This window comes from Actinomadura sp. NEAU-AAG7, from assembly GCF_018603865.1.
GTDB classification, from domain to species: domain Bacteria; phylum Actinomycetota; class Actinomycetes; order Streptosporangiales; family Streptosporangiaceae; genus Spirillospora; species Spirillospora litoris.
Window position 1 is genome coordinate 226334 of the sequence record NZ_JAHFZY010000003.1, and the last position, 17645, is coordinate 243978.

The 17645-nt window shown below is 74.1% G+C and carries 16 protein-coding genes; 6 read left to right on the forward strand and 10 right to left on the reverse strand.

Annotated features, from left to right (window positions below; genetic code table 11):
* Positions 1–124: 124 nt before the first annotated feature.
* A complete protein-coding gene (locus tag KLI87_RS15630; RefSeq protein WP_156219358.1) occupies positions 125–976 on the forward strand; it encodes a serine protease in 852 nt (283 codons plus the stop codon).
* Positions 977–1034: 58 nt separating this feature from the next.
* Here the strand turns inward: KLI87_RS15630 and KLI87_RS15635 are convergent, their stop codons facing one another.
* Positions 1035–1820: an enoyl-CoA hydratase-related protein gene (locus tag KLI87_RS15635; protein WP_214617669.1), complete on the reverse strand. Its 786-nt coding sequence runs from the start codon at positions 1818–1820 to the stop codon at positions 1035–1037.
* 148 nt (positions 1821–1968) lie between these two features.
* On the opposite strand from KLI87_RS15635, the gene KLI87_RS15640 reads away from it, so the two are divergent.
* Complete coding sequence (locus tag KLI87_RS15640; RefSeq protein WP_156219360.1) at positions 1969–2349, forward strand: hypothetical protein; 381 nt, start codon at positions 1969–1971, stop codon at positions 2347–2349.
* Between the two features lie 21 nt (positions 2350–2370).
* Positions 2371–2667 (forward strand): MTH1187 family thiamine-binding protein, encoded by a 297-nt coding sequence (locus tag KLI87_RS15645; protein ID WP_214617670.1) that lies wholly within the window; start codon positions 2371–2373, stop codon positions 2665–2667.
* A 35-nt stretch (positions 2668–2702) separates the two neighbouring features.
* Here KLI87_RS15645 and KLI87_RS15650 read toward each other — a convergent pair whose 3' ends face one another.
* From KLI87_RS15650 to KLI87_RS15680, 7 genes are all read right to left on the reverse strand, one after another.
* A complete protein-coding gene (locus tag KLI87_RS15650) occupies positions 2703–3422 on the reverse strand; it encodes a 3-keto-5-aminohexanoate cleavage protein (RefSeq protein ID WP_214617671.1) in 720 nt (239 codons plus the stop codon).
* A 24-nt stretch (positions 3423–3446) separates the two neighbouring features.
* Positions 3447–5408 (reverse strand): hypothetical protein, encoded by a 1962-nt coding sequence (locus KLI87_RS15655; protein WP_214617672.1) that lies wholly within the window; start codon positions 5406–5408, stop codon positions 3447–3449.
* A gap of 60 nt (positions 5409–5468) precedes the next feature.
* The gene (locus KLI87_RS15660) at positions 5469–6746 is read right to left on the reverse strand and encodes an adenylosuccinate synthetase (RefSeq protein ID WP_214617673.1); all 1278 of its coding nucleotides are present in this window, start codon (positions 6744–6746) and stop codon (positions 5469–5471) included.
* Positions 6747–6757: 11 nt separating this feature from the next.
* The gene (locus KLI87_RS15665; RefSeq protein WP_214617674.1) at positions 6758–7729 is read right to left on the reverse strand and encodes a hypothetical protein; all 972 of its coding nucleotides are present in this window, start codon (positions 7727–7729) and stop codon (positions 6758–6760) included.
* Positions 7730–7740: 11 nt separating this feature from the next.
* Positions 7741–8772 (reverse strand): molecular chaperone DnaJ, encoded by a 1032-nt coding sequence (locus KLI87_RS15670; RefSeq protein ID WP_156219365.1) that lies wholly within the window; start codon positions 8770–8772, stop codon positions 7741–7743.
* On the reverse strand, positions 8769–9602 hold the full coding sequence (locus KLI87_RS15675) for an NUDIX domain-containing protein (RefSeq protein WP_156219366.1): 834 nt from the start codon (positions 9600–9602) through the stop codon (positions 8769–8771). The genes KLI87_RS15670 and KLI87_RS15675 overlap by 4 nt, the downstream gene beginning before the upstream one ends.
* A gap of 177 nt (positions 9603–9779) precedes the next feature.
* Positions 9780–11957 (reverse strand): APC family permease, encoded by a 2178-nt coding sequence (locus KLI87_RS15680; RefSeq protein ID WP_250903908.1) that lies wholly within the window; start codon positions 11955–11957, stop codon positions 9780–9782.
* Positions 11958–12360: 403 nt separating this feature from the next.
* Here KLI87_RS15680 and ggt point away from each other — a divergent pair, with 403 nt between their 5' ends.
* Together ggt and cutA are read left to right on the forward strand one after the other, a co-directional pair.
* Entirely contained in the window at positions 12361–14232 is a 1872-nt protein-coding gene (gene ggt / locus KLI87_RS15685) for a gamma-glutamyltransferase (RefSeq protein WP_308166022.1), read from the forward strand.
* 51 nt (positions 14233–14283) lie between these two features.
* The gene (gene cutA, locus KLI87_RS15690; RefSeq protein WP_214617675.1) at positions 14284–14664 is read left to right on the forward strand and encodes a divalent-cation tolerance protein CutA; all 381 of its coding nucleotides are present in this window, start codon (positions 14284–14286) and stop codon (positions 14662–14664) included.
* Positions 14665–14822: 158 nt separating this feature from the next.
* On the opposite strand, the gene KLI87_RS15695 is transcribed toward cutA, so the two are convergent.
* Positions 14823–16370: a DHA2 family efflux MFS transporter permease subunit gene (locus tag KLI87_RS15695; RefSeq protein WP_214617676.1), complete on the reverse strand. Its 1548-nt coding sequence runs from the start codon at positions 16368–16370 to the stop codon at positions 14823–14825.
* Positions 16371–16463: 93 nt separating this feature from the next.
* On the opposite strand from KLI87_RS15695, the gene KLI87_RS15700 reads away from it, so the two are divergent.
* Positions 16464–17063, forward strand: coding sequence for a MarR family winged helix-turn-helix transcriptional regulator (locus KLI87_RS15700; protein ID WP_156219370.1), 600 nt, complete (start codon positions 16464–16466; stop codon positions 17061–17063).
* A gap of 170 nt (positions 17064–17233) precedes the next feature.
* On the opposite strand, the gene KLI87_RS15705 is transcribed toward KLI87_RS15700, so the two are convergent.
* Positions 17234–17533 (reverse strand): metal-sensitive transcriptional regulator, encoded by a 300-nt coding sequence (locus KLI87_RS15705; RefSeq protein WP_156219371.1) that lies wholly within the window; start codon positions 17531–17533, stop codon positions 17234–17236.
* Between the last annotated feature and the right edge of the window lie 112 nt (positions 17534–17645).

Consider the following 17645-nt stretch of genomic DNA (forward strand, 5'->3'; position numbering starts at 1 on the left):
CTCGGCCCGCGGGTTCGCGGCTACCATCGCGCCGACGTGGGCGAAGCCGGCGCCGCGATCCGGCTTCGGTGCGCGCCCGCGTCGGTCTGCCCGCTCGTCCATCCCATCGAGAGGACCCCCCGCCATGTCCAGACGCCTCCTCGGCGTGATCGCCGCCGCCGTGTTCGGCGCCGCGTCCGTGACCGGATCCGTCGCCTCCGCCGCCCCGGCGCCCGCTCCCGCGCCGGTCAAGGCCATCGACTTCACCGGCATCGTCGCGCTCAACAACTGCTCGGGCTCGCTGGTGCGGACGCCGACCGCCGCCGACAGCGACCCGGCGCTGGTGCTGACCAACGGCCACTGCTACGAGGGCGGCGAGCCCGGCGCCGGGCAGGTCATCACCAACCGGTCGTCCAGCAGGACGTTCAGCCTGCTCGACCCGAGCGGCAGCCGGTCGCTCGGCACCCTGCGCGCGACGACGCTGCTGTACGCGACCATGACCGACACCGACGTGGCGCTGTACAAGCTCAGCAGCACCTACGCCGACATCAAGCAGCGCTACAACAACACCCCGGCGCTGCAGCTGTCGCTCGACCACCCGACCGCGGGCGCGAGCCTGCGGGTCGTGTCCGGGTACTGGAAGCGGATCTACTCGTGCCGCCTGGACGGCTTCGCCTACCGGGTCCGCGAGGCCGCGTGGACCTGGAAGGACTCGCTCCGCTACACCTCCGAGTGCAACGTCATCGGCGGGACGTCGGGCTCGCCGGTCATCGACGCCGCGACCGGCAAGGTCGTCGGCGCCAACAACACCATCAACGAGAGCGGCGGCCGCTGCACGCTCAACAACCCGTGCGAGGTCGACGAGAGCGGCCGGGTGACGGTGCGCGCCAACATCGGCTACGCGCAGCAGACCTACATCCTCGCCTCCTGCATCGCGCCCGGCAGCGTCCTCGACCTGAACCGGGCCGGCTGCACCGTTCCGCGCCGGACCAGCTAGCCCCGGCGGCCTGATCTCCGGCCCGCCGCCCCGCTCCCAGGGGCGGCGGGCCGTTTCGCTATGCGGGCCAGTCGGGGTGGCGCTTGTCCAGGAACGCGCGCATGCCCTCCTGCGCCTCGGGCGTCTGGCTCGACGCGGCCATGACCTCGATCGCGTAGGCGTAGGCGTCGTCCTCGGGACGGTCGAACTGCGCGTACATGGCCTGCTTGCCGAGCGCCTTGCTGCGGGGGCTGCCCCGCGTGGCGCGCTGGAGCAGGTCTTGGACGGCCTTGTCGAGCTCGTCGTCGGGGACCGTGTAGTTGACCAGGCCCCACTCGGCGGCGGTCGCGGCGTCCACGACCTCGCCGGTCAGCGCCATCTCGGCGGCGCGCTTGCGGCCGACGTTGTGGGAGATCGCGACGAGCGGCGTGTGGCAGAACCAGCCGCCCTTGCCGCCGGGCGCGGCGAACCCCGCGCTCCGCGCCGCGACCGCGAGGTCGCAGCTCGCGGCGAGCTGGCAGCCCGCGGCGGTCGCCAGCCCGTGCACGCGGGCGACCACGACCTGCGGGACGGACTGGATCGTCAGCATCAGCTCGGTGCAGGTCCGCAGCAGGGCGCGGACGTCGGCGTGGGACGCGCCCGCCATGTCCGCGAAGTCGTGCCCGGCGGAGAACACCGGCCCGTTCGCGGCGAGCACGATCCCGCGCGCGTCGGTGGCCGCCGCCTCCTCGAACGCGGCGGTGAGCTGGAGCAGGAAGGCGCGGGAGAGGGCGTTGCGGCGGCGCGGGCGGTTCATCGTGATCGTGGTGAACGCGCCGTCGCGCCGGACGAGGACCTCGCTGGTTCCGCTGCTGGCTTCGCTCATATTCGCGACGTTACGTCACGGAGGGGACGGGCGCACGGGGGCCGGATCCCAGGCCGGGATGGGAAGGGGACGGGCCGAATGTCGGAGGTCCGGCGTACCGTGGCCGGGTCCACGGACGCGCCGACGGGGTTGCCGAGGAGGCATGGCCATGAAACTGCTCACCGCCACCGACACCGGCCAGGGATACCGCGACAACGACTTCGACTGGTGCGTCGAGGGAGAACTGGTGCACATCGGGGTCGTCTGCGCCCGCGACCGGGACGACCCCGACGGCGGCTGCGGCTGCGGCCGCTCGTTCGCCGGGCTGAACTCCCACCGCGCCACCACGACCGCGATGGTCCGGGAGATCCCCGGGTTCACCGGCGACGACTACGTCGAGGCGATCCGGTCGAGCCTGGAGCAGCAGGGGTGCGACCCCTCGTTCGCCGAGCACGAGGCGGCGCTGCTGCGCTGCCTGGTCCGCGACTGGCCGGTGGGGGTGATCGTGGAGCGGCGGCTGAATGAGATCGTGGTACGGCAGGTCGTGTAGTCGCAGGCCAGGAGGTGCGCTGTGCTCGTCGCGTTCTCGGTGACCCCGCTCGGCACCGGCGAGGACGTCGGTGAACTCGTCGCGGAGGCGGTACGGGTGGTGCGGGCCAGCGGCCTGCCCAACCGGACCGACGCGATGTTCACCACCGTCGAGGGGGAGTGGGACGAGGTGATGGCGGTGGTGAAGGCGGCCACCGACGCCGTCGCCGCGCGGGCCCCCCGGGTGAGCCTGGTGGTGAAGGCCGACGTGCGCCCGGGGGTGGCGGGCGCGCTCGACGGCAAGGTCGCCTCGGTGGAGCGGTACCTGGCCGACTCCTGACCGCCCCGGCCCGCGCCGTCCGGAACCGCTCGGAGTCAGACCGTGGTGATGAGGGCGCGGGCGGTCTGGACGAGGGCGGTGTTGTCGGCGGCGGGCGAGCCGTCCGGCAGCGTGAGCGTGTCCTCCAGGCCGATGCGGGTGTCCAGGCCGCGGCGGGCGGCGAAGCGGAGCACGGGCCAGGCGCCGCCGTCCTCGCCGTGCAGCAGGATCGGGCGCTCGTGGCCCGCGCGCAGGGCGTGCAGGAGGTCCTTGGCGGTGTCCCTCGCGGTCTCCGGGTCGGTGTCGGTGACCTCGGCGAGGACGCGCAGCACGCGGCCCGCGTGCGGCCAGGCGAGGAACCGCTCGGCCGCGTCGGTGCCGGAGAAGATGCCCGCCTCGACGCCGACGCCCAGGTCGAGCAGGGTCCCGGCGACGAGTTCGGCGCCCGGCTCGTGGAAGTTCACCGAGGCGTGGTCGGGCAGCACCGTCCAGGAGCGGACGAGCGCGGCGCGTTCGGCGGGGTCGGGCGCCGTCCAGGCGCCGGTGGTGACGCCGACGGTGACGCCGGGCGCGGCCTCGCGGACGGCGGTGAGGGTGGCCGCGACGTGCGCGGGCTCGATGGTGTCGCCGCCCGCGCCGTCCTTGCAGTGGACGTGCGCGTCCCGCGCGCCGACCTCGGCGGCGGCGCGGACCGCCGCGCCCACCGCCGAGGGCGTGACCGGCACGGCCGGGTGGTCGCTTCCGCTCCGTGTCCCGTTCGGGCAGATCTGCAGCATGGACCGATCATCTCAGCCGGCGGGTCACGGTGTGATCATGCAGGGGCCTCCTCCGCACACGTCCACGACCCGGCCGGTCTTGAGGAAGATCGCCTTCTGCCGGCGCGCGTCCGCGCTGTCGCGCGGGTCGCTGTGCGGGTCGCGGCCCTGCGCCGGCGGTGTGTTCGTCGTCGGCGGGGCGGGCGAGCCGCTGTCCCACACGACGATCGCGGACCCGTCATGGGACGGGCCGAACCTGGGGATGCCCCAGAACGGGACCTTGTCCGGGCTGCGGCCGGGGGAGAGGAACGGCGCGTGCACGCGGGCGCCGATCGTCCGGGCCTCGACCTCGGCGGCGACGGTCGCGACCTGGTGGTCGCCGAACGCGGTGTGCATGAGCACCCGGTGGCGCGGCGTCCCCGGCAGCGGGCGCCGCGTGAGGTGCCAGGCGTAGCCGTCGGCCTCGCCCCGGTCCCACAGCATCTGGAGCAGCCCGAGCCCGATCTGCTGGTCGAGCTTGTCGGGGTAGGACGCGTCGAGGGCCTTGCCGAACGCGGCGAAGTCGACGCTGCGGTTGAGCAGCGTGCTGTAGTTCATCGCCGGGACGCCGAGGACGGCGCGCCGGAGGTCGGGCGACACGGCGGTCAGCGCCCCGCCCATGATCCCGCCCTGGCTGTTGCCGTCGTAGGCCAGCGGCTCCCGCGTGTCGATGAGGGAGGCACCGGAGTCGTCCTGGAACGCCCGGTCCGAGGCGAAGCCCCGGGTCATGGCGCGGCCGAGGACGACGAAGCCGAGCAGGCCCTGCTGGAGGCGGTCGGCGACGGTCCGGAAGTGGGTGAGGTCGGCGAGCGCCGCGAGGTCGTTCGGGATGTCCTCGTCGGCCATGCCGATCCACTTCGTCCCGCAGAACGCGAAGCCGTGCTCGGCCGCCATCGCCTTGACGCTCCCCGCGCCCACCTCGCGCTCGGCGCCGAGCAGCCCGTGCCCGTAGAGGGCGGGACGGGCGGGCCGCGAGAACGCCGACCTCGGGATCTCGCACTGGAACGGGACGGCCTGCTCGTTGCCCGGCAGCCGGGCCGGGAGCCCGTCCGGGCCCCGGTGGAACGCCGACCCGGGCGGCCCGCCCGGCCGGTCGAGGTAGCTCGGCGCCCACACGACGCCCTTCACCTCGCGGGCGATCAGCCCGTCCACGTCGTCGGTCACCCGCGTGACCTGGAACCTCGGGGACCGGCCGCCGAGGTCGCGCAGGGTCTCGTCGCGGATGCGCAGCATCGGCCCGGTCAGGCTCTCGCGGCTCGCGACCGTGAAGTCCCAGGCCAGGTAGAGGCCGTCGCGGCGCACGCCGTGCGCGGCGAGGTCGGCGAGGACGCGCCGCTCGTCCCGCTGCCGCGCGCTCAGCGGGTCGGAGGCGGGCAGCGTCGGGCCGAGGATCCGCGCGAACGCCGCGCCCGGCCGGATCCGGTCACCAGAGGCGTCGCGCAGGTTCCGCAGGGCGACGACGTAGCGGTGCCCCTCCCGGAAGTTGCGCGCCGGACGGACGATCAGCGCCTTGCGCGCGTCCGGCGCGTTCGCGTCCAGCTCCGCCCAGTACGGCCAGCGCTCCCCGGTCGCGGTGTCCAGGACCACGATCGGCGCGTCCGGGCGCAGCGACGCGCCGATGTCGGTGACCGGCGCCGCGCCGCTGCGCTCCAGGTCGACGCCCGGGACGCGGCTGAGCAGCATCGACCCGGGCGAGAACCCGTCCGCGCGGTTCCACTCGCCGGGCGCGACGGGCGCGCCGGAGGCGTTGCGGAGCGTCGTCCGCATGTGGACGCGGCGGCCGGTCGGCGTGTCCGGGTCCGGGTCCGTGTACCAGTCGTTCGGGAACGGCAGCAGGCAGGCGGCCGGGTCGATCGGGTCGCAGCCGTCGCCGTCGGGCGCGGCCGCGGCCCGCGACGAGGGCGGCGCGGTCAGCGCCGCGAGCGTCACGGCGGCGGTCAGGACGGCGGTCAGGGAGCGGGGGAGCAACGTCCACCTCCGGGGGGTCCGCGGCGTACAGCGCGATCATGGACGCTCCCCGGCGGCGGGTCAATGGGCGGCCCCGAGCGGCGCCGCCGCGCGCTTGTCGGCGGCCGCCGGCCCGTACGAGCGGAGGACGATCGGCGCCCCCAGCGCGTCCTCGATCGTCTCCTCCGGGCGGCCGAGCGGCTCGTAGACGGGACGGGCGGCGAACAGGCGCCGGGTCAGCGCCGCCTGGCGGTCCAGGTCGGCCGGGCCCGCCGGGAGCCGGGCGACCTGTTCGCCGTCCATCGCGTAGGCCCGGCAGACACGCAGGTCGGGACGTGCCCCTGCGACGTCCAGATGCGTGACCGCCAGACCGTCGACGCCGCCGCACACCTCCAGCGCGTACCGGAGCGCCACGGCGTCGAGGTGGCCGACGCGGAACGCCCCCTGCCAGCGGCCCGTCCCGTTGTGCGGGTCGGGCAGCGCGCCGGTGAGCGCCGCGTCCTCGGTGACGAAGGGCCCGGGGCCGTGGCGCGTCGCGTACGCGCGCAGCACGCCGAGCCGGGCCGCGCTCGCCTCCGCCTCGCCGAGCAGGGCCTCGGCGTTCGCGAACGTCGTCGTCGACCACGTCGTGTACGGGTGGAAGCCGTGCCACTCGTCCAGCAGGACGCCCTGCGCGCCCTCGAACACCGCGCCGCCCTCCCGCAGGACGCGGCGCAGGTGCCCGCCGCCGACCATCCGGACGCGCTCGGCGAACGCGGCGAACGCGTCCGCGCACGCCTCCACGTCCGGGACGTCCTCACCCGATCCGGGCGGGAACTCGTCGCGGTACCGGTCGCGGAGCGCGGCGAGGCGGCGCCGCAGCCGGGCCGGGGACAGGCAGTCGCCCGCGCGGGGCGCGTCGTCGTGGTCGAGCGCGTAGGACGCCGTCTCGCCCACGCCCATCCCGCAGGACCCGTGCCGGGCCGCGCCGCGCGCCGCCTCCCGCGCCCGGTTCGCGGCGCGGTGGTAGGGCGTCGTCAGCAGCGCGTCGCGGTCGACGGTCAGCCGGGCGAGCGCGTCGCCCACGCCGAGGGAGCGCAGGTGGTCGGCCTCGGCGGCGAGCGCCAGCGGGTCCACGAGCATGAACCGCGACAGGTGCGTCCGCACGCCCGGCGTGAACGTGCCCGACCCGAACTGCGCGAACGTGTGGTGCCGCCCGTCCGCCGCGACGACGTTGTGGGCCGCCTGCGCGCCCCCGTTGAACCTGACGACCGTCGGCGGGGCCGGGGACGCGGCGCACAGGTGGTCGACGACCGTGCCCTTGCCCGCGTCCCCGAATCCGAGGTCGACGACGATGACGTTCCCCCTGACGCCGCCCATGCCCCGGGCCCCTAGAGCCGCGTCGTCGCGGCCGGGCCGGACGCGTCCAGCCCCGGCGGGGTGGCCGACACCGCGACCGGCGCGCGCGAGGCGTCCAGCCGGGCCAGCGCGCGCGAGACCGACGCCCCCGCGTCCGATCCCGCCTCCTCCAGGTGCTCCAGGCCCTCGCCGAGGTCGATCGCGTCCTCGCCGAGCCCGATGGTCAGCGCGATCGTCTCGCAGACCGCGCCCGGGTCGTCCAGGTACAGGACGTGCTGGCCGAGGAGCCCCTGCCAGAAGTCCTTCAGCTCGCGCTTGCCGGAGTGGTAGCCGCCCTCGGGGATGATGAAGTACACCTCGTACATGCGCTGGAGCTCGCGGACCATGTCGGCGATCGGGACGTCCTGCCGGGCCTCGTCCCCGATGATCTTCGCGATCTCGCTCCGCCGCACCTTCGGGTAGCCCAGCTCGTCGCCGATCATGAAGAGGTAGCCGCGCCTGCCCCGCTTCTCGAAGCAGTCGATCGCGGTGTGCCGGGCCATGAAGTACATCGCCAGCTCGTAGGACTCGCGCATCTGGCCGCCGCCCCCGCCCTCCAGCAGGATCTTGCCGAGGTCGTCGTCCATGCGGTTGTCGGCCTCGAACTGGCCGATCTGGAGCGGCGCCCGGTCGCAGGTCGCGTCGCCGACCGCGCCGAACAGGATGTGCGGGTGCTCGACGTACCCCTTGCGCAGCAGCAGCCCGAGCAGGTCGGGCAGCTTGGTCTGGAGCGTGCGCGGCACGCCGCCCATCGAGCCCGTCACATCGAACAGCACCGCGATCGCCAGCGACTCGGGGTGGTCCTCGGAGTCCCGGCTCTCCCGGACGGTCACGCCGCGCGGGTCGAGGTCGGGGTGGACGGTGGTCGCGCCGCCGTCGCTGTAGGCGAACGCGCTCGCGCCGGTGGCCGCCCGGTAGCTGCGGCGCGCGGCGTAGACGTCGGTGGACCAGTTACCGCTTCCCATGGTCGTCTCCCTCAGTTCTGTTCGGGCAGGTGGAAGGGGCGGAAGCGGCGGGGACCGTAGAGCCGTTCGAGCAGCTCGTCCAGCTCCTCCAGCAGCCGCCAGGCGTCGGACGGGCGGCGCCGCTGCGCGGGCAGCAGGCAGCCCCGCGCGAACGCCCGCATGGCCTTCGGCGCGCGGTCGCCCATCAGCTCGGTCACGCAGCGGGTGGCCATGAAGATGTCGGTGGCCGGGGACGCGGTCCCGCGTGCCGGGACCTCCGGCGGATACCAGTCGGCGTACCGGTCGACCATCGCGGGGACGCGCCCCGAGGGGTCGGTGCCCGCGTAGCAGCCGGGCACCGAGTAGCACCAGTCGACGAGCACCAGCCCGTGCTCCGCCGGGTGGATCATGACGTGGTCGGGCAGCACCGCGCCGTGCAGGACGCCCGCGCGATGGGCGAACCCGAGGCCGACCAGCAGCCGCCGCCACATCCAGGCCGCGTCGCGCGGGTCGAGGCCGCCGGGGAACGCCCGCCGCACCTCGGCCAGGGTGTGGAAGCCCTCCAGCGCGGCGAGCGCGTTGACCTGGCGCTGCGCGCCGGACGCCTCGTCCCGGTGGCGGAACGACTCGACCAGGCGCGGCACGTACGGCAGGAACCGCCCGTCGCCGTCCTTGGGGAGCTGCCGCAGCGCCACCGCCTCGCGTTCGAGGAGGTCGCCGTCGCGCGGGTCGCGCGGCATCTTCAGCAGCACCCGCGCGCCGTCCGGCTCCGCCGCGTAGAGCTGCGCGAGGTCGCCGCGGACCGGGTCCCCGGTGACGCGGTAGGAGTGCCGCCGGGTGGTGATCACGGACGCGTCGGCGCCGGTGTGGGCGCGCCACAGCGCGGTCAGCCGGATGAAGGCCGCGCGCGTCCGCCCCCGCGTCGCGTCCGGGTGGAGGAGCCGCGCCAGCCGCCGGTAGCGGCGCGCGGCCTCGGCGGCGTCGTCGCCGAACAGGTCCGCCGGGACGCGGGCCCGGTCGAGCAGGGCGAGCGCCTCGTCCAGCTCGCCGGCGCGCGGTGTCATCGGATCTCCTCCTCGCGGCTCGGGCGCAGCAGCGCCGGGTGCAGCAGCCGCGCGTCGCCCGCCCGGTACAGCCGGGGCCGGGGGCCGCCGCGCCGCCCGCCCTTGTCGGACGTCGCCCCCGTGCTCTCCACGAACCCGGGCACCGACAGGACCTTCCGGTGGAAGTTGCCGGCGTGCAGCTCCTCGCCCCACACCGCCTCGTACACGGCGCGCAGCTCGGGGATCGTGAACTCGGGGGCGCAGAAGGCGGTCGCGAGCGGCGCGTACTCCAGCTTGGCGCGGGCGCGCTCCAGCCCGTCCGACAGGATCCGCGCGTGGTCGAACGCCAGCCGCCGGGTGGTGCCGGGACGCTGGTCGCCCGCCTCGGTCAGGCCGAGCGCGCCGACCGCGACCCAGGCCGCGTCGGCCGCGTCGCCGCCCGCCTCGGGGTCGGGCAGCTCCGGCGCGAACGCCAGGTAGGCGACGGAGATGACGCGCATGCGCGGGTCGCGGCCCGGCGCGCCGTAGGTGCCGAGCTGCTCCAGGTGGACGCGTCCGAGCTCCCCGCCCTTGGCGCTGAGCCCGGTCTCCTCGGCCAGCTCGCGGACCGCCGCCTCGGACAGGTCCTCCGCCTCGGTGCCCTGGAGCGGACCGCCCGCCTGGACGAACCCGCCGGGCAGCGCCCACATCCCCGCGAACGGCGCGGCGCCGCGCCGCACCAGCAGCACGTGCAGGGCGCCGTCGCGGATCGTCAGGGCCACCACGTCCACGGTCACCGAGACCGGGTCGTAGTCGCGCGGATCGTAGTTCGCCAGGAACTCGCTCTCGTCGCGTCCCGGATCCGAGGTCATGCGCCCGCTCCCCGCTGTCAGACTCGTTCTGAGTAAGTCTCATATTGAGTTCATCTCGCTATGAGAAGAACATAGCCCGCAGAACGGCCGGGTGTCCAGTCCCAAAGCGGGAGCGCCGCCTCCCGGGGAGGGGAGACGGCGCTCTCGGGTCGTGCGATGGCCTGGGGGAGGATCCGCTCAGCGGCGGTGGCGTCCGCCGGTGCTCGGCGGTTCCTCCTGCTCGTCGTCGTGCCAGCCGCCGTGCCGCTGCCGGTCGGAGGTGTAGGGGGCGTTCGGGGGCCGGCCGCCCGGCTGCCCCCCGGCCGGATACTGGCCGGTCGGGAAGTTCCCCGAGGAGTAGGGCGTCTCCGGCCGGCTCTGCCCCGGGTCGGTCGGACGCGGCACCGACTCGTACCCGCTGGACCCGTACGGGATGGCTCCGTAGGAGTCGGACGGGCTGGACGCGGACGGCCCCGGCCCGCGCCGGCCCTGCCCGTAGGCGCCCGAGCCCTGCCGTCCGGACGCGTGCCCGCCCGACCCGAACTCGCCCGACCCGAACTCGCCGGACCCGAACTCGCCCGAGCCGTACCCGCCCGAGCCGTAGTCTCCCGAGCCGTACTCCCCCGAGCCGAACGTCCCGGACCCGTACTGCCCCGGGCCGTGCTCGCCGGAGGAGTACACGCCCGTCGGGTGCTGCCCGGTGGACTGGCCGAGGTTGAGGTACCCGCCGGTCCGCTGGACGCCCTGCGGGGCCGTCCCCTGCGGGGTGGGCGCGGCGTGCGGCGCGGAGGCGCGCGTGCCGGGGAAGACGGCGGCGCCGGGCGGCGGGGCGGCGGCCATCGGCGCGGCGACCGGGCGCTCGGGCGCCGGCTCCTCCAGCAGCAGCTTCATCTGGCTCTTGCGGCGCCCGTAGGCGAGGTACAGCAGCAGGCCCGCGACCATCCAGATCGTGAAGTAACCCCACGTCTGGACCTTGATGTTCAGCATCAGCCAGCCGACCGCGACGATCGTCACCACGGCGGTGACCGGCGCCGCCGGGACCCTGAACGGGCGGTGCAGGTCGGGCCGGTCGCGGCGCAGCGCCAGCACGGCGGCGGCGACGAACAGGAACGCGAACAGCGTCCCGAGCACGACGAGCTGCTCCAGCGTGAGCACGTCGATGGTCTGCGAGGTCACCAGCGCGGCGCCGCCCGACAGCAGCGTCGCGCGGGAGGGCACCTTGTAGCGGCTCATCCCGGCGAGCGGGCGCGGCAGCAGCCCGTCCCGCGACATCGAGAACACCACCCGCGTCAGGCTGATCAGCAGCACCAGCATCACGGTGGTCAGCCCGAGCATCGCGCCGACATCGACGATCTTGCCCATCGCGCCCGCGCCGACCGAGTCGAACGCGGCGGCGAGCAGCAGCTTGTCGGAGTTCAGCTTCGCGAACCCGTCCATGCCGACCATGCCGACGAGCGCGAGCGCGACCGCCACGTACAGCACGACGGCGGTGACCAGCGTGATGAGGATGCCGCGCGGCACCTTGCGGGGCGCGTCGTCGGTCTCCTCCGAGGCGGTCGCGATCAGGTCGAAGCCGATGTAGGCGAAGGCGATGGCGGGCGCGGCGGCGAACACGCCCCAGACGCCGAACACGTGCGGCGTGCCGCTGCCGAACGCGCCGAGCACCGCGTCCAGCACCGTCTGGTCGCCGTTCGGGGCGGGCTTGGAGGGCGGGGTGAGCGGGGTGAGGTTGCCCGGGTGGAAGAACTTCAGCCCGGTCGCGATGACCAGCCCGATGACGATGACCTTCGCCATGACCATGAACCAGAGCGTCCGCAGGCTCATCCGGCTGCCGGTCGCGAGCATGATGATGAGCAGGAGCAGGATGCCGAACGCGAACAGGTCGGGCCCCTTCTGCTGCCCGATCAGGTCGCCGAGCCACGAGGGGACCGACACCCCGAAGTCGTGCAGCGCCTGCGTCGCGTACAGCGACCAGACCCGCGCGAGCACCGAGGAGGCCAGCAGCAGCTCCATCACCAGCGACCAGCCGACGACCCAGGCCCACACCTCCCCGAACGCGACGTAGCTGAAGGAGTAGGCGCTCCCCGCGACCGGGATGATCGACGACAGTTCGGCGTAGGCGAGCGCGGTCAGCAGGCACACGCCGCCGGCGATCAGGAAGGAGATGAGCACCCCGGGCCCCGCGGTCGCGGTGGCCTGCTCTCCGGCGATCTTGAATATGCCGGAACCGATCATTACCCCGAGGCCGAGCACGATGAGGTCGCGCGTCCGGTAGACCACGCGGAGGCGGTGCCGGCCGCCATAGAGCCGGCCGGTGGCCTGCTCGACCGGCAGGCGCCGGAACATGTTGTTGCGCATGCGGATGTCCCAGGTCATAGGTGTCCCCCCTGGCCTGAACCCGCGCCGCTGTTCGCGAGAAGTCGGCAGGTCGAAGGTCCCTAAGAATTCACCAGGTATGAGCATAATCGCAATGATTTCTGGCGGATTGATGTCGTCTTGATGTCGTCCGGCGCCGGTCGGGCGGGGTGCGGTGTCGAAGGGGAATCGGCCGCTCACGCTGGGCGAAGACCGAATCGGATTCGTCGCGAGTAGTCGATCTTTTCACCGCCCTTTCGCGAATGCGGGTGTCGCCTGCGCGTCCCCACTCGCCGGCTCTCCAAGGCCGCATCGGCGGGTCCTGGAGAGCGGGGGAAGCGCGTCCGGGGCCGGACGGTGCGGGCGCTGGCGCGCCACCGGGATCGGTGGCACGGTAGGGGCGCCGCGTTCCCCAGGAGGTTCGGTGTCCCGCAGCCCGTCGTCCTCGAATGCCCTCCGCCGCTCGGCCGCCGTGGCGGCGCTCGCCGTGGCCGCGTCCCTGGTGGTCCCCGCCACCGCCGGCGCGGCGCCCGCCTCGTCCCCGGCCCCGCACACCCCGCCCGCCGAGCAGCCCGCCAAGCAGCCCGTCGCCACCGGCTACGGCGGCGCCGTCTCCACCGTCGACCCGGACGCCAGCGCCGCCGCCCTGGAGGTGCTCCGCCGCGGCGGCAACGCGATGGACGCCGCGGTCGCCGCGTCCGCGACCCTCGGCGTCACCGAGCCGTACGTCGCCGCGATCGGCGGCGGCGGATACCTCACCTACTACGACGCGAGGACCCGCCGCGTCCACGCCTTCGACGGCCGCGAGACCGCGCCGAGGACGATGCGGGCCGACTCCTTCCTCGACCCCGCCACCGGCAAGGCGATCCCGTTCGACGAGGCCGTGACCAGCGGGCTCAGCGTCGGCGTCCCCGGCACCCTCGCCCAGTGGGACCTCGCGCTCCGCCGCTTCGGCACCCGCGACCTGCGCACGCTCCTCAAGCCCGCGATCCGCACGGCCGAGCACGGCTTCGTCGTCGACCAGGAGTTCCGCGACCAGACCGCCGCCAACGAGGCGCGGTTCCGCGACATCGTCCCGACCCGCGAGCTGTTCCTGCCCGGCGGGAGGCTCCCCGAGGTCGGCTCGGTGTTCCGCAACCCCGACCTCGCGCGCACCTACCGCGAGCTGGGCAGGCGTGGCCCGCGCTGGATGTACGGGGGCGGGCTCGGCGACGAGGTCGCGCGGACGGCCGCCAGGCCGCCGGTCGATCCCGCCGCCGGGCGCAAGGTGCGTCCCGGCCTGATGAGGCGGGGCGACCTGCGGGCCTACCGCGCGCAGCGCCGGGAGCCCACCCACGTCGCCTACCGGGGGCTGGACGTCTACGGGGAGCCGCCCTCCTCGTCCGGCGGGTCCACCGTGGGCGAGGCGCTCAACATCCTCGGCAACTTCCGGCTGGACGCCAAGGACCCCGCCACCGCGCTGCACTACTACCTGGAGGCGTCCAAGCTCGCCTACGCCGACCGGGGCCGCTACGTCGGCGACCCCTCCCAGGTGGACGTGCCGCTCGACGAACTGCTCTCCTCCGGGTTCGCCCGCGAGCGCGCGTGCCTCATCCGGCCCGACCGGGCCGCGGTCGCGCCCGTCGCGCCCGGCAGTCCCGACGGGCGCTACGACCCGTGCGTCCCGCCCGGCACCCAGACCCGCGCGCTCGCCTACGAGGGCCCGCAGACCACCCACCTGGTCGTCGCCGACAAGTGGGGGAACGTCGTCGCCTACAACGTCACCCTCGAACAGTTCGGCGGCAGCGGCATCACCGTCCCCGGCCGCGGGTTCCTGCTCAACAACGAGCTGACCGACTTCAGCATGCAGCCGCCCGCGCCCGGCTCCCCGCCCGACCCGAACCTGCCCGGCCCGCACAAGCGCCCGCGCAGCAGCATGGCCCCGACGATCGTCCTGAAGGACGGGCGGCCGAAACTCGCGGTCGGCACCCCCGGCGGATCGACGATCATCACGACCGTCCTGCAGATCCTGGTCAACCGGATCGACCTCGGCATGGACCTGCCGCAGGCCCTCGCCGCGCCGCGCGCGACGCAGCGCAACACCCCGCAGGTGTTCGCCGAGCCGGCGTTCATCTCCGCCTACGGCCGGGCGCTCGCCGCGCGGGGGCACCGGATCGAGCCCTTCCCCGGCCCGCCGCGCGAGGTGATCGGCGCCGCGACCGCGCTGGAGTTCCTGCGGCCGGGCCTGGTCCAGGCGGTCGCCGAGCCGGTCAGGCGCGGTGGCGGCAGCGCGATGGTCCTCACCCCGGCGCGCTAGGTCGTGGCCGGTCAAGGCGTGTCCGGGCGGCGAACGGGAAGGAGTGGGGCCATGGCGCAGTCTTACGTCCAGGTGACGACCACGACCGACTCCCGTCCCGAGGCGGCCGAGCTGGCCAAGTCCGCCGTCGCCGAGCGGCTCGCGGCGTGCGCCCAGCTCGTCGGCCCGGTCGCCAGCACCTACTGGTGGGAGGGCGAGATCGAGTCGGCCGAGGAGTGGATGGTGGTCTTCAAGACCACCGCCGACCGCTTCGACGAGCTGGCCTCGCTGATCACCGACGGGCACTCCTACGACACCCCGGAGATCATCGCGACGCCCGTCGTCGCGGGCAGCATGGACTACCTCGCCTGGGTCGCCGAGCAGACCGAGCCGGACGCCGACGAGGAGGCCGACGAGGAGGCCGACGCCGACGAGGACGCCGTGTCCACCTGAGTCCGGCCCACGCCACTCGCCTGGCGGCCCGTGCCCTGACCGTGCCTCGGCGGGCGCGGCCCTCGCTTCGCGATCTTCGCGGTGGGGCCGCGCCCGCGGCGTCGGCCCCACCGCTCGGCCACGCGCCCGCGCGACGGCTGAGGTCGCCGGGGGCGGCCTCAGCCCACCGGCGGCGGTGCGTTTTTGGCGCGGACGCCCTGGCGGGGGAGGAGCAGCGCCGGGACGATCATCACGGCCGTCAGCGCGAGCGAGATCCAGAACGTGCTGCCGAACGCGTCCGCCAGCTTCGGCGCGATCTGCTCGCGCACGCGGTCGGGGATCTCGCCCATGCCGCCCGCGCCACCGCCGCCGCCCGACCGCGGGATCCGGTCGTTGATCTGGCGGGACAGGATGACCGCCAGCAGCGCCGTCCCGACCGAGCCGCCGAGCTGGACGAGGATCTGGAGCGAGCTGGACGCGCGCGACATCGCCGCCCGGTTCAGCGTGACCAGCGCGGCCGACATCGTCGGCATCATCGTGGAGCCGAGCCCGAGGCCGCGCACGAACAGCGCGGAGCCGAGCAGCCAGTAGGAGGTGTCCGCGTCCACCAGCGCGAACGGGACGGTCCCGACGCACAGCAGCACGATGCCGACCGGGACGATCCGTCCGGCGCCGAACTTGTCGGTGATCACGCCCGCGAGCGGCATCGCGGTCGCGGCGCCGAGGCCCTGCGGGACGAGCAGCAGCCCGGCGGCGAGCGCGCCCTCGCCGCGCGCGCTCTGGTAGTAGAGCGGGATCAGCAGCATCGACCCGAGCAGCGCGATGCCGACGAGGAAGATCGCGAGCGAGGCGGTCGCGAACGTCCGGTCGGCGAAGAGCCGGACGTCGATCAGGGACTTCTCCTTGCGTTGCAGGCTGTGCGGCACGAACAGCGCCAGCAGCACCAACCCGGCGACCAGCCAGCCGATCGTGGCCGCGTCGCCGAAGCCCCCGTTGCTGCTCGCGGTCGACAGCCCGTAGATCAGCAGGACGAAACCGGGCGGCAGCAGGAACAGCCCGCGCAGGTCGAGCGCCGTGGAGGCGCGGCCTTCCCGCTCACCGTGCTCGTGCGGCACCTTCCACCACGCCAGCGCCAGCGCGGCCGCGCCGACCGGAAGGTTCACGAAGAAGATCCAGCGCCAGTCGACGTCCTGGACGAGCCAGCCGCCGAGCACCGGCCCGAGTACCGGCCCGAGCAGCATCGGCACGCCGACGATGCTCATGATCCGGCCGATCCGGCGCGGCCCGGCGGCCATCGTCAAGATCGCCATGCCGGTCGGCATCAGCATGCCGCCGCCGAGCCCCTGCACCACCCGGAAGGCGATGAGCGACTCGATGTTCCAGGCCGCGCCCGACAGGGCCGACCCGAGGACGAACAACACGATCGAGGACATCCACACGCGCCGCCCGCCGAAGCGGTCGATGGCCCAGCCGGTGAGCGGGATGACGGTGCCGAGCGCGAGCATGTAGCCGGTGATCACCCACTGGATGGTGGACAGGCCCGCGTCGAAGTCGTGGCCCAGCGTCTGGAGCGCCACGTTGACGATCGTGGTGTCCAGGATCGCCATAATCGTGCCCGCCACGATGACGAGGCCGAGCACGATCACCTGCCGGTCCAGCCTGTCCGACGGGGGGTCGGCCGCGCCCGTGCCGGGCGGCGCGAGCTTGGCGGGAGGGCTCTCGGTCATGGTCGGGTCCCCTTGGTCGTTCGCGTGACTAGGTAAACGTCTTGAACTTCAACGTGTTGGCAGTGCACCACGAAATATGTTGAACTTCAAGACATGACCGACGATTCAGGTAGCGCCGAAAATTCGGTCGACGCCGACCTGGAGACGGTGATCCAGCTCATGGGCCGGATGGTGCGGACGATGAAGTCCTCGGGCCGCCACGCCGAGGCCCGGGAACTGCTCAAGCTCTGCGAGGAGGCCGGTCTCGGGCCCCGGCACGTGCCCGTGCTGTTCGCGCTCGTGCTGAACGGCCCGGTGTCCGTCGGCGTGCTCGCCCGGCACATGGCGCTCAGCCCCGCCACCGTCAGCCAGCTCGTCGGCGAACTCCAGCGCGGCGGCTTCGTCGAGCGCAGCCCGGACCCCCGCGACCGCCGCCGCATGATCGTCACCCTGCACGAGAACCACCGCGAGCGCGTCGAGCGCTTCGCCTGGCGGCGCCTGCGCCCGCTCCGGATGACGCTGGAGGCGCTCGGCCCGGTCGAACGCCGCCACTTCCTGGAGGGCTGGCGCACGATGATCCACATGATGGAGGTCGCCGCCCTGGACGACCCGGACCCCGAGACCAAGTCCCCCGCCCCCGAGGACGTCGCCGGGGCCCCGGGCTTCCAGGTGGTCTGCCCGATCGCGCCGTCGTCCCAGGACCGCGAGGACTAGCGAAGCCCCAGAGAGACCTCGGCCGTCACGCGGGCGCGCGGCTGAGCGATGGGGGCGACGCCGGCGGCGAGCCCCCATTGGGAAGATCGCGAAGCGATGCCGCGCCCGCCCAAGGCGCGGTCACGCCCCGAGGCGCCAGGCGAGTGCCCTGGGCCGGGGCTTCGATGAATTCACCCTCGGCGCATGAGGCGGCCGACGGCGGCCATCAGCTCGGTCGACATCGCCTCGCCCTTGCCCTCCTCGGCGCCTTCGGCGACGCAGTGCCGCACGTGCCCGTCCAGCAGGCCGAGGGCCACCTTGTCCAGCGCGGCCTGGACGGCGCTGATCTGGGTGAGCACGTCGATGCAGTAGCGGTCGTCCTCGACCATGCGGTCGATGCCGCGCACCTGGCCCTCGATCCGGCGGAGCCGGGTCTGCAACTGGTCCTTGGTCGCGGTGTACCCGCGGGTGGGGGTCTCGCTGGTCGCCATGTCCGTCCTCGCAATCGATCTCGGGGCGGCTCCGGGGGTACCCCTCGGGGATGATCCCCCTAGGGGTATCCTATGCGCTAGGTGACGTGTGCTCCGCGCCCGCGCTCGTGGC

What these genes read in the sequence shown, in the direction of transcription:
- KLI87_RS15630 (WP_156219358.1), top strand. Translation starts at nt 125, where the DNA reads ATGTCCAGACGCCTCCTCGGCGTGATCGCCGCCGCCGTGTTCGGCGCC.
- KLI87_RS15635 (WP_214617669.1), bottom strand. Translation starts at nt 1,820, where the DNA reads ATGAGCGAAGCCAGCAGCGGAACCAGCGAGGTCCTCGTCCGGCGCGAC.
- KLI87_RS15640 (WP_156219360.1), top strand. Translation starts at nt 1,969, where the DNA reads ATGAAACTGCTCACCGCCACCGACACCGGCCAGGGATACCGCGACAAC.
- KLI87_RS15650 (WP_214617671.1), bottom strand. Translation starts at nt 3,422, where the DNA reads ATGCTGCAGATCTGCCCGAACGGGACACGGAGCGGAAGCGACCACCCG.
- KLI87_RS15660 (WP_214617673.1), bottom strand. Translation starts at nt 6,746, where the DNA reads ATGGGCGGCGTCAGGGGGAACGTCATCGTCGTCGACCTCGGATTCGGG.
- KLI87_RS15665 (WP_214617674.1), bottom strand. Translation starts at nt 7,729, where the DNA reads ATGGGAAGCGGTAACTGGTCCACCGACGTCTACGCCGCGCGCCGCAGC.
- KLI87_RS15670 (WP_156219365.1), bottom strand. Translation starts at nt 8,772, where the DNA reads ATGACACCGCGCGCCGGCGAGCTGGACGAGGCGCTCGCCCTGCTCGAC.
- KLI87_RS15675 (WP_156219366.1), bottom strand. Translation starts at nt 9,602, where the DNA reads ATGACCTCGGATCCGGGACGCGACGAGAGCGAGTTCCTGGCGAACTAC.
- KLI87_RS15680 (WP_250903908.1), bottom strand. Translation starts at nt 11,957, where the DNA reads ATGACCTGGGACATCCGCATGCGCAACAACATGTTCCGGCGCCTGCCG.
- cutA (WP_214617675.1), top strand. Translation starts at nt 14,284, where the DNA reads ATGGCGCAGTCTTACGTCCAGGTGACGACCACGACCGACTCCCGTCCC.
- KLI87_RS15695 (WP_214617676.1), bottom strand. Translation starts at nt 16,370, where the DNA reads ATGACCGAGAGCCCTCCCGCCAAGCTCGCGCCGCCCGGCACGGGCGCG.
- KLI87_RS15700 (WP_156219370.1), top strand. Translation starts at nt 16,464, where the DNA reads ATGACCGACGATTCAGGTAGCGCCGAAAATTCGGTCGACGCCGACCTG.
- KLI87_RS15705 (WP_156219371.1), bottom strand. Translation starts at nt 17,533, where the DNA reads ATGGCGACCAGCGAGACCCCCACCCGCGGGTACACCGCGACCAAGGAC.